This is a genomic window from Achromobacter sp. CSND-B12, from assembly GCF_052906545.1.
Map to the genome: position 1 here is coordinate 846,706 of NZ_JBREGJ010000001.1, position 13,422 is coordinate 860,127.

Here is a 13,422-nt window from a genome sequence, read left to right on the forward strand (position 1 = left end):
CAGCTAACAGTTATCGGAACTCTGACTAATGGACATTCGCCAGCTTCGTTACTTCGTTACCGTCGCGGAAGAACTGAATTTCAGCCGCGCGGCGACGAAGCTGCACATGTCGCAGCCGCCACTTTCCCAGCAGATCAAGGCGCTAGAAGAAGAGATGGGTGTAGTACTCTTCCTGCGCACGCGGCGCGAAGTGAAATTGACGGATGCAGGGAAGGTGTTCCTACGCGAAAGCCGATCGGTGCTTGCGCATCTGCAAGCTGCGGTCGACACCACGCTCAAAACGGCAAAAGGCGACATCGGGGAATTGCGGCTGGGTATGGCGACGTCGGCCGTGTTTCACGTGATGCCAAAGATACTGGGGCGGCTACAGGCCCGGTTTCCAAAAGTGAATGTGGCCGTCACCGATATGGGGTCCCGAGACCAGATTCGGGCGGTGCTTCAGGACAAGATCGATATCGGCATCATTCACGAACAGCCCCACATTGAAGAGCTGGCTGCGCTACCGATATTTACCGAGCCTTTCAGCTTGGCCATTCCTTCCGGCCACGCCTTCGCCGCACGCACGGACATACCGTTGGGCGAAATGCGCGATCAGGCATTCGTGGCGTTCTCGCGCGAGTATGCACCCGCGCTCTTCGACAGCTTCATCGCCGCTTGCGCCGAGGCGGGCTTCAGCCCCAAGATCGCGCATACGGCGCGGCACGCGCTGACGATTTTCCAAATGGTCAGCCTGGGGCTGGGCATCGCGTTTGTGCCCAGTTCATTCGCGCAGAGCGCCGTACCTGGCGTGGTCTACCGCAAGCTTGACCAGGTGCAGCAACGCGTCCGCATCTGCGCCATCTGGAACCCCAAGAACCCCTCGGACGTTGTCGCCAACGTGGTCCGCGGCATTCTTGAGCCCCCTATTTCCTGAGCGTCCCTAGGCACAGTGGCGAGCGGGCGGCGCCGGCTCGGCCATGTCGTGAACGGTTGCGTTGGCCAACAGTTCACGGATTGGCGTTTCGGCCAGCGTCTTGAACGATTCACGCAATCTCGCCGCACCGTTCGAGCCCAACAGCGGTGTCAAAAGGGTAGCGGTCTTGGCCTCTATCGCCTCGCCACGCGAGGCGTTGGCCGCTGACCCCGACGGATTCAACACCGTGTACCGCTTCCACTCGCCATCCAGACACTGCACTTCGACCCAACCGCAAAAATTGCGCGGGTAAAGCGCGTCCAGGTCTTTGTCGTGGATCAGCTCCAGCTGCCCAGCGAGCCTGATGACATCCTCCGACTGCATCCTGCCCGCCTCGAATTGCTCGGGCAGCGCCGCGCCGTCCAGCAGCGCCACCGCCACACTGTATCGGCCGCTCATCTGTGCATTCAGCGCACTGCCGGGCAAATAGTCGTAACCGCACTGCACCCGAACCACCTCGGGCATGCCCACGCGCACGCGGCCGCCCGGCGCCCAGTGGGGCCGAAGCGCGATCGCGGCGTCCACATGCGCATGCACGCTGCCGCAGCACGCATAAGGCTTGAAATTTGTCTCTGGAGCGTGCCAATGCGTGCCAAGGCGATCAGTCAGCGCGGATTCGTCCGGATCTTCCGAGAATGCGCGCAGCCATCCTCCGTCTTCCGCCTCGAACAGCTGGGTAGGACCGGTCAAGCCCAGGCTCGCCAGTTCCGCCGCCATCACGCCGGCATGCGCAGCGCGCCCCGGGTGAAAGCGTTTTGAAGACGCTCCGTCTGCCGTAAACGCAAACAGTCCGCCCGACTGCGTTCCCGCCAGCCCCAAGGCCCAGCTGGTACGCTCGGCATCCAGCCCCAGCATTACAGAAGCCGCCGCCGCAGCGCCCAACGGACCGCACACGGCGGTCAAGTGCCAACCGTGCAGCCGCGCCAGCGCGGGCTTAAGCGCCAGGGAACTTCGGATGATGATCTCGTAGCCCGCGGCCAGTGCGGTCTCGACACGTTCGGGCGTGGCGTCGTGGCTTTCAGCCAGTGCAAACACCGTTGGCACAACCACTGCACCCAGATGTACCTTGGCGTTGTGGAAGTCATCCAACTCAAAGGCATGGGCGGCCGCGCCGTTCACCATGGCGGCGTCGGCCGCTCGCAGTCGTCCTGTGGACTCTCCCCAAATCCGCGACACCCCCTGCAAGCCGGAACCCGGCGCCAGCGCCCAAGACCGGATGGCCTGGGTCCACGGCTGCGCGCCTCCTACCATTGCGCACGCGAACGTATCCATGGCCAGCAGACGCAAGGCGCGCCGCACGCCCTCTGGCACGTCATCGCGCCGCAGACCTGAAATCCATTGCGCAAGCGCCTTCGTGGTGGTCGTCATCACTGCTTCTCCTTAAAACGCCACGCGAATGTTCGCATCCGAGACAATGCCTTTCACCTTCTCGATATCTTTGCGAATCACCTCTGCGAAGGCCGCCGGCGTCGACGGGACGGTGACAAACGACAGTTCCTGGAATCTGGCTTGCAAGGCGGTATTGGTTTTCACCGTCTCGACTTCCTGCGCCAAGCGCTGCACGACCGGCTCGGGCATCCCTGCCGGCCCCCACACGCCGTACCACGACAGCAGTTCGAAACCCGGCAGACCGCTCTCTGCGACGGTGGGTACATCTGGCATTTGCGGCAGACGCTCAGCGCTGGTTACCGCCAGCGGCCGCAACTTGCCGGATTTGACGTGGGGATAGACGCCGGGCATGGGCGACACGGCGGCGGACACGTGGCCGCCCATCACATCCGTGAGCTGCGGCGCCGCGCCCTTGTAGGAGATGATGTCCATGTCCAGCTTCAGTCCATGCTTGATGAGTTCTTCAGCCAGATGGCCCGACGTGCCATAGCCGGACGTCGCCCAGGTGTATTTGTTCTTCCCGCCTTTGACCAGCGACGTGAATTCACGCAAGTCCTTGGCGGGTATGCCGGGATGCGTCACCACCAGCAAGGGCACGTATCCGACCTGCGCGATGGCGGTGAAGTCCTTCTCTGCGTCATAGGTGGCGCGTCCCATCACCAAGGGCATTTCCACCTGGCTCGACGCGTTGAACAGCAAGGTGTAGCCATCGGGTGCAGCGCGCGCAACGTATTCAGCGCCGATCAATCCCGAAGCGCCAGCGCGGTTCTCGACGATGATGCTCTGGCCCAGCCTGGCCTGCAATTGTTCGGCCACCAGACGCGCCATCGTATCGATGGATCCGCCTGGGGTATACGGCACCACCAGGGTGATCGCCTTCTGTTTCGGGTACGTCGTATCGGCCCATGCGGTGGCGGGGAGGGCTGCCGCGCCAGAGGCGATCAGTGCCGCCAAGGGCAGGCTTGCGCGCAGGAGCGCGCGACGTTGATTGGACTTCATGTTGTCTCCAGCCAGGGATGTAGAGTTCATCCGCAGCGCACACCGCGCTCTCACGGTTGCGGGTGCCGACTGCGAATGGCGCGGACGGTCTGTCGCGTCCTTGCAAGCACTCTATCTTTGCGGCTTCAACACAGTCCAATATCGATTTCGACCAACAGTTATATGTCTGACTACGCCATGTTGCGCAGGTCAGCGCGCTGATCGATGCGCCAAAGATCCGCCAGCTTTTCCTTGGCCGCAGCGGCGCCCAGGCATGGGGTCGCGAGCTCGATGAACTTTGACTCAAGCTCGGCGTCGCTGAGCGGATCCTCCGGGTCGCCCTTTCGATTCGCCTGGACGTGAGTCCGCCGCTCCCCGGACATGAATTCAATCTCGATCCGAGCGGAACGATTCGCCGGGAACGCGGCGTCGATATCGGGATCCGCATGCACGTCGATACGGTCGATCAGCGCGCCGAGCACAGGGTCGTGGACACGTTCATCGTCATAGGCGTTCAAGCGGACGCTGCCGTGAAGCAAGGCGTGCGCCACGACGTAGCGCAGGCTGAAGCGTGCCTCGTTGGAGCTCGCGGGCTTGCCATGGCAAGCGATGTCCAACGCGGGACGATAGGTGTGGACATGGATTCGGCTGGCGTCCCGGATGTTGAAATCCTCGCCCGCGCGCAGTGCGAGCGCGGCATCGATGGCCGCGAATGTATGGCCGCAACCCACATGATTCTTGAACGTCAGCCGAGTAATGTGAAAGTCCTTGCCCAAGGTGTCGCCCACGCCATCCCAGGAGGGGCCATCGCTCATGGCTTGGCCCAGCCCCCCTTTTCCGTCCAGCATGTCCCAAGCCCCCGTCAGCCCCCGCCATGCGGCCTTCGAGGCGAGCACGCCGGCTTCTGCCGCCCGCGCAGCATGCAGGGGTTTTGACATGGAGTCGGTGCGAAAGGCTTGCTGCAAACCCGCCGAAAAGCTGGCGGCGGTGCCAAGGGCATGGGCAAACTGCGCTTGGGTCAGACCGTAGGCGGAACCGGCTGCAGCGGCCGCGCCGAACGCGCCCACTGTCCCGGTGCTATGCCAGTACTGATAATGCGCGCGGCCCAGCACCACGCCGATACGGGTGGACACTTCATAACCTGTCACGATGGCCTTCAAAAGCCGCTCCCCGCTCAGACCCTGTTCCTGGCAGGCCGCGAGCGCCGCAGCGATGGTTGCGGCCCCGGGGTGATACATCGCGTCCCGATAGCTGTCGTCCAGTTCCGCGGCATGCGCGGCCGCCCCATGGACGAGGGCCGCCGAGCGCGCCGTCGCCTGCCCCCCCGCCACCAAATCGGCCACGTCGCAGGCGGGTTCGTCTAGCAGCAACGAACGCAATATTCCCACGGCAGGATCAGACGCACCGGGGTAGGCTGCGGCATACCAATCGATCAGGGCGCGCTTGGCGTGCCGGCTGACCTCTGTGGGCAGAGGCTCCTGTTGAATCTTGTCGGCAAATGCGCTCAGAACTTCTATGGCATGCATGCGGCAGCTTCCACGTGACATTCGATTTTCTCAAAGGTGTCTGGTCATCTGGCCAGCCCTGCCGAGTCTAGGGCCGCCAGCGAGGCCGCCGCAACGAGGAAATTCCATCTAATGAAATTAGGTACCAGACGATGCGAAAGGCGCGGGAGACAGGCGCTAGCGCTTGCCGCCCAACAGACTCAAAACGTGGGGCAGGAGCGGCAAGGTATTGGCTGGATTCCATACCGCCGAGTATTCCGCTTCGACCACGAGGCCATCGATGTCCTTGAACACCACGCCCGGGACGCCTGCGCGGGCGAATGACCGTGGCACAAGCGACACGCCTCGCCCCATCGCCACCAGGCTCACCACGGACACGAGGTGCTTGGCGTAATGCATGATCCTGGGGCTGAACCCAGCCTCCATGCAAGCGGCGATTGTCAGGTCATGAAAGCTTGGCCCGCTGTGCCGGGGAATGGCGACGAAGGCATCTTCGGCCAACTCTTGCAGCTTGACGCGCCTGCTTCGCGCCAACCGGTGCCCTTCGTCAAGCGCGATCACCAGCCCGACGCGTCCCACGGGTATCGACCTCATGTCGCCCACGCCCTGAGAAACCTGGGCAAAACCGATGTCGATGCGGTCCTGCTCCAGCGCCTGAAGCTGCTCCCACGACCCCATTTCTTCCCACACGCTTTCCAGACCCGGAAGATCGCGTTCCAAACCCAGCACCACTTCCCTGATGTCCATGAACAAGACCGCCGCCACAAAGCCAATGCGCAGGCGCCCGGCATCGCCACGTTCGGCACGCTGCACCGTGCGGATGGAAAGCTCGGTCTGCGCCAACAATCTGCGGGCTTCCTGGACCAGCGCCGTGCCGGCCACCGTCAGCTTGACGCTGCGTTTGTTGCGGTCAAAAAGCGTGACGCCCAGCCGCTCTTCCAACTGCTGGATCGCCTTGGTCAACGGCGGCTGGGAAATGAACAGGCGCGCGGCGGCGCGCCCGTAGTGGAGCTCTTCAGCAAGCGCAAGAAACATGCGCATCGACTTCACATCCATAGCGCGGGGCGTCAGAAATAGAAAAGTTTGGAGGAGACCGCCAAATTCAGTAATTCCGAAGAAGAATTACTGACATCCGAAAAACATATTGGACGGCTATTACACAGAATAAGCAGAATCGCCCACTAGAACAAGATTCATATCGGAGACTTTCATGCGCAGCCCCTATTCTCGATGGTTTGCAGCAATTGGCACTTGCGTGCTGGCCGCGGTTAGCGGGGGGGCGAAAGCCGACTATCCCGAACGCCCCATCCGCCTGATCGTGACGTTCGTCCCCGGCGGTGGCGCCGACCTGTTGGCGCGATACCTGGGCCAGGCCTTGACGACCGATCTGAAGCAGACGGTGGTAGTAGAGAATCGGCCTGGCGCCGGTGGCATGATCGGCGTGGAGACGGGCCGCAACGCGCCCGCGGACGGCTACACACTGACCCTGATTTCCTCGAGCTACACGGTAAACCCCAGCCTGTACCGGATGACGTTCGACCCGGTCGCGGACATTACGCCCATCGTGCAGGTATCGCGCGGCCCCTTGCTGGTAGTAGCCAGCCCCGGCTTCGCCCCCAATACCGTGCCCGAACTGATCGACTACGCCAAGAAGCATCCAGGCGCCATCAACTATGCGTCTTCGGGCCAAGGCAGCGTCATCCATCTGGCCAATGAAATGTTCAACCGCAAGGCGGGTGTCGAGATGACGCACATCCCTTACAAGGGCGGCGGCAACGCACAGAATGATCTGATGGCCGGCCAGGTGCAACTCTATTTCGCGGCTACCGCCAGCGCGCTGCCACATGTTGCCTCCGGCAAGATGAAGGCGCTGGCCGTCACCACCGCAACCCGCATCGCCGCATTACCCAATGTGCCGACAATCGCCGAATCCGGTCTGCCTGGCTACGACGCCACGCTCTGGTACGGCTTGATCGGCCCCAAGGACCTGCCCGCCGCCATCGTTGAGAAGCTCAACGCCGCCGTCAATCGCGCATTGCTGGCCCCGGAAGCCCGCGAGAAATTGTTGGCCGATGGCGCCGAACCGACAGGCGGCACGCCCGCCGAATTCACCGCCACGATCCGCAACGAGATTTCCCAATGGGGCAAGGTGGTTCAGGACCTGGGCATCAAGCCCGAATAATTCAGGAGTAAGCATGGCACGCGTCAGCCCCCCGCAGGTTCGGGACATGTCCCCCGAACAGAAGCGTATTTACGACCTCATCGCCTCCGGCCCGCGCGGCCGCGTGCGCGGCCCGCTGGCGGTATGGCTGCACCGGCCATCCATGGCCGAACCCGCGCAGGCGCTGGGCCAGTTCTGCCGCTACGACAGCTCCCTCTCTCCCCGATTGTCCGAACTCGGAATTCTCGTGCTCGCACGCTGGTGGGGCTCGGAATTCGAATGGTGGGCGCATAAGGCAATCGCGCTCAAGGCGGGCGTGTCAGAGGCGGTGATCGACGCGTTGCGTGATGGTAAGCCCATCCCGTTTGCAGAAGCCGATGAAGCTTTGATCCACGAGTTCCTGACGCAGCTGCACGAGAAACGCCGCGTGTCTGACGACGTCTACGCACGCGCCGAAGCCATGTTTGGCCAGCACGGCGTCATCGACCTGGTGGCGCTGGCCGGTTACTACACCCTGATTTCGATGACGCTGAATGTCTTTCAGATAGACCCGCCCGAGGGCGAGTCACACGAGCTGAAAGCCGCAGACAGCGTCACTCCTTAAACACGGCATGTCATCAACAGATAGAGCGAGGACCATGAGCAAGAGGCTGGAAGGAAAAGTTGCGATCGTCACCGGCGCGGGCTGCGTCGGCCCCGGTTGGGGAAATGGACGCGCCGTGGCGGTGCGCTTCGCGCAGGAAGGCGCCAAGGTTTTCGCGGTGGACAAAAGCGCGGACGCCATGGCGGAAACGCTGCTGCGAGCCAAGGATGCGGGCGGAGACATCACCGCCTGGACGGGTGACGCGACGGTCAGCGCCGACGTCCACGCCATGGTGCAGGCTTGCGTCGAACGCTATGGGCGCGTCGACATCCTGGTCAACAACGTCGGCGGGTCGCGCCGCGGCGGGCCGGTGGACTTGTCCGAAGCCGACTGGGATGCGCAGATGGACTTCAATCTGAAGAGCGTATTCCTGGCCTGCAAACACGTTATCCCCATCATGCAAGGCCAAGGCGGCGGGGCCATCGTGAACACCGCGTCCACATCCGGCATCCGCTGGACCGGAGCGGCGCAGGTTGGTTACGCATCAGCCAAAGCCGGCATCATCCAGCTGTCTCGCGTCGTCGCCGTGGAATACGCCAAGCACAATATCCGCGTGAATACGGTGGTTCCGGGACAGATGCACACCCCCATGGTCGAAGCGCGGCTGGCCGGACAGCGCGCAGGCGGCAACGTGGATGCCCTGCTGGCTGAGCGCCAGGCCCGCATTCCCCTGGGCTTCATGGGAGATGGCACAGACACCGCAAATGCGGCGCTGTTCCTTGCCTCCGACGAAGCCCGGTTCGTTACCGGAACCGAGATCATCGTCGACGGCGGCATGAGCGTGCGCTGCGACTGACATCGCCCATTGAATAGAGAGAGGCGCACCAAGCGCCTCCCAGGAGACATCATGCATGATTCGACGCAGTTCTTCTCGTTCCAGCGCAGGCGCATCTTGCACACTCTAGCAGGTGCGGCGCTGTTGGCATGTGGCGGCGCACCCGCGCTGGCTGGCGCCTATCCCGAAAAGCCGATCCGGCTGATCGTCGCGTTCTCGCCGGGTGGGCCGACGGACGTGCTGGCGCGGCTGGTCGCCAAGCGCCTGGGCGATGGCCTGGGCCAGCAGGTCGTGGTAGAAAACAAGCCCGGCGCGGGCGGCAACATCGCCGCCGAAATGGTCGCGAACGCGCCCGCCGATGGCTACACGTTGCTCTACAACAGTTCGTCCATTGCGATATCGCCGGCATTGTTCGCCAACGACAAGCTCGACCCGGGGAAGATCTTCACCCCCGTCGCCTCGGTAGCGAACGTACCCTTGGTGTTGATCGTCAACCCCGAAGTCTCCGCCAATACGGCTGTGGAATTCGTCAAGCTACTCAAGGAAAAGCCTGGCAAGCTGAACATGGGTTCCTCCGGCAACGGCACCATCGATCATTTGACCAGCATTCTTTTCGCCCGCCAGACCGCAACCGACTTCGCGCATGTGCCCTACAAGGGCAATGCCGCGGCGCTTCCTGACCTGCTTTCCGGCCGCATTGAATTCATGATGTCCGGCAGCCTGAACGCGTTCCTGCCCTACGTGAAGGAAGGCAAGTTGAAGGCGCTGGCCGTCACGACGGCAAAACGCGTGTCGGCACTGCCGGAGGTTCCCACCCTGGCCGAGACTGTCGCCCCCGGCTTCGATTCCGGCACCTGGCAAGGCATTGTTGGTCCAGCCGGCATGCCCACCGATGTGACTGCGCGCCTGAACCAGGCTGTCAACGATGCCGTCAACGACCCCTCGCTCAAGGCCAGCCTGGACGCGCAGGGCGCCGAAGCCACGCCCGGCACGCCCGCGCGGTATGGCGACTTGATCACGTCTGAATACCGGCGCTGGAGCGCCATCATCAAAGAAACCGGCGCCACCTCAAACTGAATCGAGCCCACCCATGCCCCTGGCCCGCGAACCCTGGGATTGCCATACACACATCTTTGGCCCCTGGAACGAATACCCGCTTGCCGAGCGCCCCACCTATGTGCCCGACGAAGCCCCGTTCCATGCTCTACAAGCCTTGCATGCCGAATCCGGCATCACTCGCGGTGTCATCGTCCAGGCCACGCCTTATGGCGATGACCACCGCGCGTTGCTGGCAGCACTGTCCGCCAGCCACGGCGCGTATCGCGGCATTGCCGTCATCACGGAAAACACGTCCGAGGAAAACCTCGCCCACATGCACCAGCACGGCGTGCGCGGCATACGCCTGGGGATGATGAAACATCTGGCCGGCAAGCCGGATGTCTCGCGTATGGGCGAGCTGCTGGCGCGCATCAAGCCCTATGGCTGGCACGCGCTGGTGCATGCAGAGATGGCCGATGTGCTTGCCACCGTGCCCGCCCTGCTTCGGTATGACGTACCGCTCATCATCGACCACATGGCCCGCGCGCCCGTCGCACGCCCGCAGGAATGGCAGCCGCTGCTGGCACTGCTGCATCACCCCAACCTCTGGATCAAGGTCTCGGGGGCTGACCGCGTGACGGATGGCGCGAACGGTTTCCAGGCCGCGCTGCCGCTGATGTCGGCGCTGATCCAGGGCGCTCCCACCCGCGCCATCTGGGGCAGTGATTGGCCGCACGTCAATATCCGCTACCCCCAACCGCGCTTGCCCGACCTGCTTGCCCTGCTGCGGCGCGCCTGCGGCGAAGACCCTGCCGTGCTGGATGCCGTGCTGCACGGCAACCCCCGCCGGCTCTACGGCTAAGTTCATCCATCCCTTCTTGTGGAGGCCCTATGTGGGAACCCTCTCAGCGCTACCCCGACCCCGCCATTCGAACGCTGGCGCCCCAATTTGAGAAGTACCACCTGCTGTCCGCCGCCGTGGAACGCTTGGCAACGGGCTGCCGCTGGGCCGAAGGCCCCGTATGGTCTGGAGATGGCCGCTATCTGCTGTGGAGCGATGTGCCCAACGACCGCATCCTGCGCTGGGATGAGATCAGCAATTCGGTCCACGTCTACCGCACGCCATCCAACCACGCCAACGGCAACACGCGCGACCGCCAAGGCCGGCTGATCACCTGCGAACACCGCAGCCGCCGCGTGACCCGCACCGAGCACGATGGACGCATCACCGTGCTGGCAGACAGTCACGCGGGCCGGCCGCTCAATTCACCGAACGATGTCGTGGTCAAGTCGGATGGCTCCATCTGGTTCACCGACCCGCCCTTCGGCATCGTCGGTCACTATCAAGGCGAACCTGCCCGCCAGGAACTGCCCGCAAACATCTACCGGATCGACGGTGTATCGGGAGAACTCACCGTTGCTGCCGAAGGCGTGAATGGTCCCAATGGACTGGCGTTCTCGTCCGATGAAAAGCTGCTGTATGTCATCGAATCGCGCGCACGCCCGCGCAACATCCTGGTGTTTCAGGTTCAGGACGACGGCGTCACGCTGTCGCGGCCGGATGTGCTGTTGAACGCCGGTTCCGGAACGCCCGACGGCTTTCGCGTCGATGTCGACGGCAACCTCTGGTGCGGTTGGGGAATGGGCACCGAAGAACTCGACGGCGTGCGCATCTTCTCGCCCGACGGCGAAGCCATCGGACATATCGCCCTTCCCGAACGCTGCGCAAACCTGTGTTTCGGCGGCACGCACCGCAATCGCCTGTTCATGGCGTCATGCACATCCATTTACTCCTTATACGTCAACACCCAAGGAGCGCCCGGCGGTTGAATTGCCGGCTTCCAGGAGTCCCCACACCATGAAAAATAGAATCCTCAGCACCATTCTGGGCGGCGCCTTGGCGACCGCATTCACGTTTGCCAGCGTCAGCATCGCCGCGCAGCCTACGCGTCTGGTCGTCGCTTTTCCCCCGGGCGGTCCCGCCGATTCCTTGGCGCGCATTCTGGCCAAGGAGCTTGAAACCGAGCTCAACACGACCGTCATCGTTGAAAACAAGCCGGGCGCCAACGGCGCCATCGCCGCAAACTATGTGATGCGCAGCCCCGCAGACGGCAGCGTGCTGTTCCTGAGTTCGGCGGGCGCCATCGCGATCAACCCGTCTCTGTATACCAGCCTGTCTTACAAGCCGACCGCAGACCTCACGCCGATTGCGCTAGTGGTGCACACGCCCGAAGTGCTGGTGGTCTCTCCCAAGAATCCGATCAAGACCGCCTCGGACTATGTCTCCGCCGCGGCCAAACGCAGTGAACCCGCTACTCTTGCCTCGTCGGGCGTAGGCAGCATGCCTCACATGACCATTGAGCTATTCAAGAACCAGACGAAGGTCGACTTCCTGCATGTGGCCTACAAGGGCGCCGCGCCGGCCATCGCCGACACCATCGGCGGTCACGTAGAGGCATTTTTTGGCGATGTCTCGGGCTTGATGCCGTTCATCAATGACGGACAGCTTGTAGCGCTGGGCGTCGCGGCGCCCGCACGCTTGAAGTCCTTGCCCAACGTGCCCACGCTGGCGGAGCAGGGCATTCCGAACGTAGAGGCGAGCAACTGGTATGGCGTGTTCGCACCGAAGGGCGCGTCGCCGGAGGTCGTGGCCAAACTGAACGAAGCCGTACGCAACAGCCTGAAGGCCAACGCACTGATCGCCAATCTGGCCAGCCTGGGTGTGGAACCCAGCCCCTCGTCGCCCGAAGCATTCCGCGATCTGGTGCAAAAAGACACCGCAAAATGGGCGGCGGTCATCAAGGCGGGCAACGTCAAAGCCGAATAGGGCGATCCCAAAGCCCACATGCGGCGCGCCCCACTCGGGGCGCGCTTTGCATTCCTGTTATCCGCCGGCGTTCAAGGGTTGTCAGTGATTCCAGCATCCTTGATGATCTTGGTCCAGCGGCTCTCTTCCTGCTTCACGTATTCACCGAGCCCGGCGGGCGTTCCCACAGCGGCGACTAGGCCTTCCAGTTCCAATGCCTTTTGGAAGTCAGGCTCGTTCGACGCCTTCTTGATTGCCTTGTTTAACTGGTCGATAACCTCCTTGGGGGTGCCTTCCGGCACGAACACACCGTACCAGCTATCGACGAAATACCCCGGCTCGCCAGATTCAGCCACCGTGGGAACGCCCGGATAGGCCGGCGAGCGCTCCTTGGTCGTCACCGCCAATGCCCGCAATTGCCCACTCTTTACGTGGCCGCTGACGCTGGCCGACGTAGAGAAGATCATGTCGATCTGCCCGCCCATGAGGTCATTGATCCCGGGCCCCGCGCCCTTGTAGGGTACGTGCAGGATGTCGATCTTTCCCAGACTCTTGAACAGCTCCCCCGCCAAATGCGCAGACGTGCCGTTGCCGTACGAGCCGAACGTCAACTTGCCCGGATTGGCCCGTGCATACGTGAGAATATCCTGCACACTCTTGAACCGGGACTTGGGTGACACCACCAGCACATTGGGAGACTTTCCAATCATCGCCACTGGTGCAAACGCCTTATCCGTGTCATAGGGCAGCTTCTTGTGTATGGCAGGGTTGACCGCGTGCGCAAAGGTCGACATCAACAGGGTGTAACCGTCCGCCGGACTCTTTGCGACGTTCTCGGTGCCGATGATCGTGCTGCCACCCGGACGATTCTCAACCACCACTGACTGACCCAATTCATCAGTCAACCCTTTGGCCAACTGACGAGCAACAATATCGGTACCACCGCCAGGCGTAAACGGCACTACGATCCGCAATGGCCGATCCGGAAAGGCAGCCCATGCCTGCGGCGCCGACAACATGCCCGTCGCCAACAAAATGGCGCCGAACGCCTTGATACGTCGCGTCGCGACCCGGCTAGATTTCATGATTTGTCTCCTGATATTTCCTGCGCCTGTCTGAGTGCAGCGCATGAGAAAAGTGTAGAAGTGGCAAACTTGTTTGCCACCTCACGAATT

At 62.6% G+C, this 13,422-nt stretch carries 13 protein-coding genes; 8 read left to right on the top strand and 5 right to left on the bottom strand.

The genetic code is table 11. The features are described 5' to 3' along the window. Window positions 1-28: 28 nt before the first annotated feature. Window positions 29-913, top strand: coding sequence for a LysR family transcriptional regulator (locus tag ACUTAG_RS03740; RefSeq protein WP_045953259.1), 885 nt, complete (start codon window positions 29-31; stop codon window positions 911-913). Window positions 914-919: 6 nt separating this feature from the next. On the opposite strand, the gene ACUTAG_RS03745 is transcribed toward ACUTAG_RS03740, so the two are convergent. The 4 genes from ACUTAG_RS03745 to ACUTAG_RS03760 all read right to left on the bottom strand — a co-directional run bounded on the left by ACUTAG_RS03745 (window position 920) and on the right by ACUTAG_RS03760 (window position 5,880). Beyond that, a complete protein-coding gene (locus ACUTAG_RS03745) occupies window positions 920-2,320 on the bottom strand; it encodes an MmgE/PrpD family protein (RefSeq protein WP_058664865.1) in 1,401 nt (466 codons plus the stop codon). Between the two features lie 12 nt (window positions 2,321-2,332). Then, on the bottom strand, window positions 2,333-3,340 hold the full coding sequence (locus ACUTAG_RS03750) for a Bug family tripartite tricarboxylate transporter substrate binding protein (protein ID WP_020928625.1): 1,008 nt from the start codon (window positions 3,338-3,340) through the stop codon (window positions 2,333-2,335). Between the two features lie 170 nt (window positions 3,341-3,510). Further along, window positions 3,511-4,845, bottom strand: coding sequence for an MmgE/PrpD family protein (locus tag ACUTAG_RS03755; RefSeq protein ID WP_148318637.1), 1,335 nt, complete (start codon window positions 4,843-4,845; stop codon window positions 3,511-3,513). Between the two features lie 156 nt (window positions 4,846-5,001). Continuing rightward, window positions 5,002-5,880, bottom strand: a complete 879-nt coding sequence (locus tag ACUTAG_RS03760; protein WP_026382806.1) for a LysR substrate-binding domain-containing protein — start codon at window positions 5,878-5,880, stop codon at window positions 5,002-5,004. A gap of 154 nt (window positions 5,881-6,034) precedes the next feature. Here ACUTAG_RS03760 and ACUTAG_RS03765 point away from each other — a divergent pair, with 154 nt between their 5' ends. The 7 genes from ACUTAG_RS03765 to ACUTAG_RS03795 are packed head-to-tail and all read left to right on the top strand — an operon-like array spanning window position 6,035 to window position 12,268. Next, window positions 6,035-7,006, top strand: coding sequence for a tripartite tricarboxylate transporter substrate binding protein (locus ACUTAG_RS03765; protein WP_148318635.1), 972 nt, complete (start codon window positions 6,035-6,037; stop codon window positions 7,004-7,006). 13 nt (window positions 7,007-7,019) lie between these two features. Next, on the top strand, window positions 7,020-7,589 hold the full coding sequence (locus tag ACUTAG_RS03770) for a carboxymuconolactone decarboxylase family protein (protein ID WP_148318633.1): 570 nt from the start codon (window positions 7,020-7,022) through the stop codon (window positions 7,587-7,589). 34 nt (window positions 7,590-7,623) lie between these two features. Continuing rightward, window positions 7,624-8,424, top strand: a complete 801-nt coding sequence (locus ACUTAG_RS03775; RefSeq protein ID WP_026382809.1) for an SDR family NAD(P)-dependent oxidoreductase — start codon at window positions 7,624-7,626, stop codon at window positions 8,422-8,424. 51 nt (window positions 8,425-8,475) lie between these two features. After that, window positions 8,476-9,480, top strand: a complete 1,005-nt coding sequence (locus tag ACUTAG_RS03780; RefSeq protein ID WP_047991301.1) for a Bug family tripartite tricarboxylate transporter substrate binding protein — start codon at window positions 8,476-8,478, stop codon at window positions 9,478-9,480. Window positions 9,481-9,493: 13 nt separating this feature from the next. Beyond that, on the top strand, window positions 9,494-10,303 hold the full coding sequence (locus tag ACUTAG_RS03785) for an amidohydrolase family protein (protein WP_047991302.1): 810 nt from the start codon (window positions 9,494-9,496) through the stop codon (window positions 10,301-10,303). A gap of 29 nt (window positions 10,304-10,332) precedes the next feature. Further along, the gene (locus ACUTAG_RS03790) at window positions 10,333-11,271 is read left to right on the top strand and encodes an SMP-30/gluconolactonase/LRE family protein (RefSeq protein ID WP_148318631.1); all 939 of its coding nucleotides are present in this window, start codon (window positions 10,333-10,335) and stop codon (window positions 11,269-11,271) included. Between the two features lie 28 nt (window positions 11,272-11,299). Further along, window positions 11,300-12,268, top strand: coding sequence for a Bug family tripartite tricarboxylate transporter substrate binding protein (locus ACUTAG_RS03795; protein WP_020928634.1), 969 nt, complete (start codon window positions 11,300-11,302; stop codon window positions 12,266-12,268). Window positions 12,269-12,339: 71 nt separating this feature from the next. On the opposite strand, the gene ACUTAG_RS03800 is transcribed toward ACUTAG_RS03795, so the two are convergent. Continuing rightward, a complete protein-coding gene (locus ACUTAG_RS03800; RefSeq protein WP_020928635.1) occupies window positions 12,340-13,332 on the bottom strand; it encodes a Bug family tripartite tricarboxylate transporter substrate binding protein in 993 nt (330 codons plus the stop codon). Window positions 13,333-13,422 lie beyond the last annotated feature (90 nt).

Excerpts from the sequence above, each read along its gene's own strand:
- ACUTAG_RS03740 (WP_045953259.1), top strand. The coding sequence starts at position 29 with ATGGACATTCGCCAGCTTCGTTACTTCGTTACCGTCGCGGAAGAACTG.
- ACUTAG_RS03745 (WP_058664865.1), bottom strand. The coding sequence starts at position 2,320 with ATGACGACCACCACGAAGGCGCTTGCGCAATGGATTTCAGGTCTGCGG.
- ACUTAG_RS03750 (WP_020928625.1), bottom strand. The coding sequence starts at position 3,340 with ATGAAGTCCAATCAACGTCGCGCGCTCCTGCGCGCAAGCCTGCCCTTG.
- ACUTAG_RS03755 (WP_148318637.1), bottom strand. The coding sequence starts at position 4,845 with ATGCATGCCATAGAAGTTCTGAGCGCATTTGCCGACAAGATTCAACAG.
- ACUTAG_RS03760 (WP_026382806.1), bottom strand. The coding sequence starts at position 5,880 with ATGGATGTGAAGTCGATGCGCATGTTTCTTGCGCTTGCTGAAGAGCTC.
- ACUTAG_RS03765 (WP_148318635.1), top strand. The coding sequence starts at position 6,035 with ATGCGCAGCCCCTATTCTCGATGGTTTGCAGCAATTGGCACTTGCGTG.
- ACUTAG_RS03770 (WP_148318633.1), top strand. The coding sequence starts at position 7,020 with ATGGCACGCGTCAGCCCCCCGCAGGTTCGGGACATGTCCCCCGAACAG.
- ACUTAG_RS03775 (WP_026382809.1), top strand. The coding sequence starts at position 7,624 with ATGAGCAAGAGGCTGGAAGGAAAAGTTGCGATCGTCACCGGCGCGGGC.
- ACUTAG_RS03780 (WP_047991301.1), top strand. The coding sequence starts at position 8,476 with ATGCATGATTCGACGCAGTTCTTCTCGTTCCAGCGCAGGCGCATCTTG.
- ACUTAG_RS03785 (WP_047991302.1), top strand. The coding sequence starts at position 9,494 with ATGCCCCTGGCCCGCGAACCCTGGGATTGCCATACACACATCTTTGGC.
- ACUTAG_RS03790 (WP_148318631.1), top strand. The coding sequence starts at position 10,333 with ATGTGGGAACCCTCTCAGCGCTACCCCGACCCCGCCATTCGAACGCTG.
- ACUTAG_RS03795 (WP_020928634.1), top strand. The coding sequence starts at position 11,300 with ATGAAAAATAGAATCCTCAGCACCATTCTGGGCGGCGCCTTGGCGACC.
- ACUTAG_RS03800 (WP_020928635.1), bottom strand. The coding sequence starts at position 13,332 with ATGAAATCTAGCCGGGTCGCGACGCGACGTATCAAGGCGTTCGGCGCC.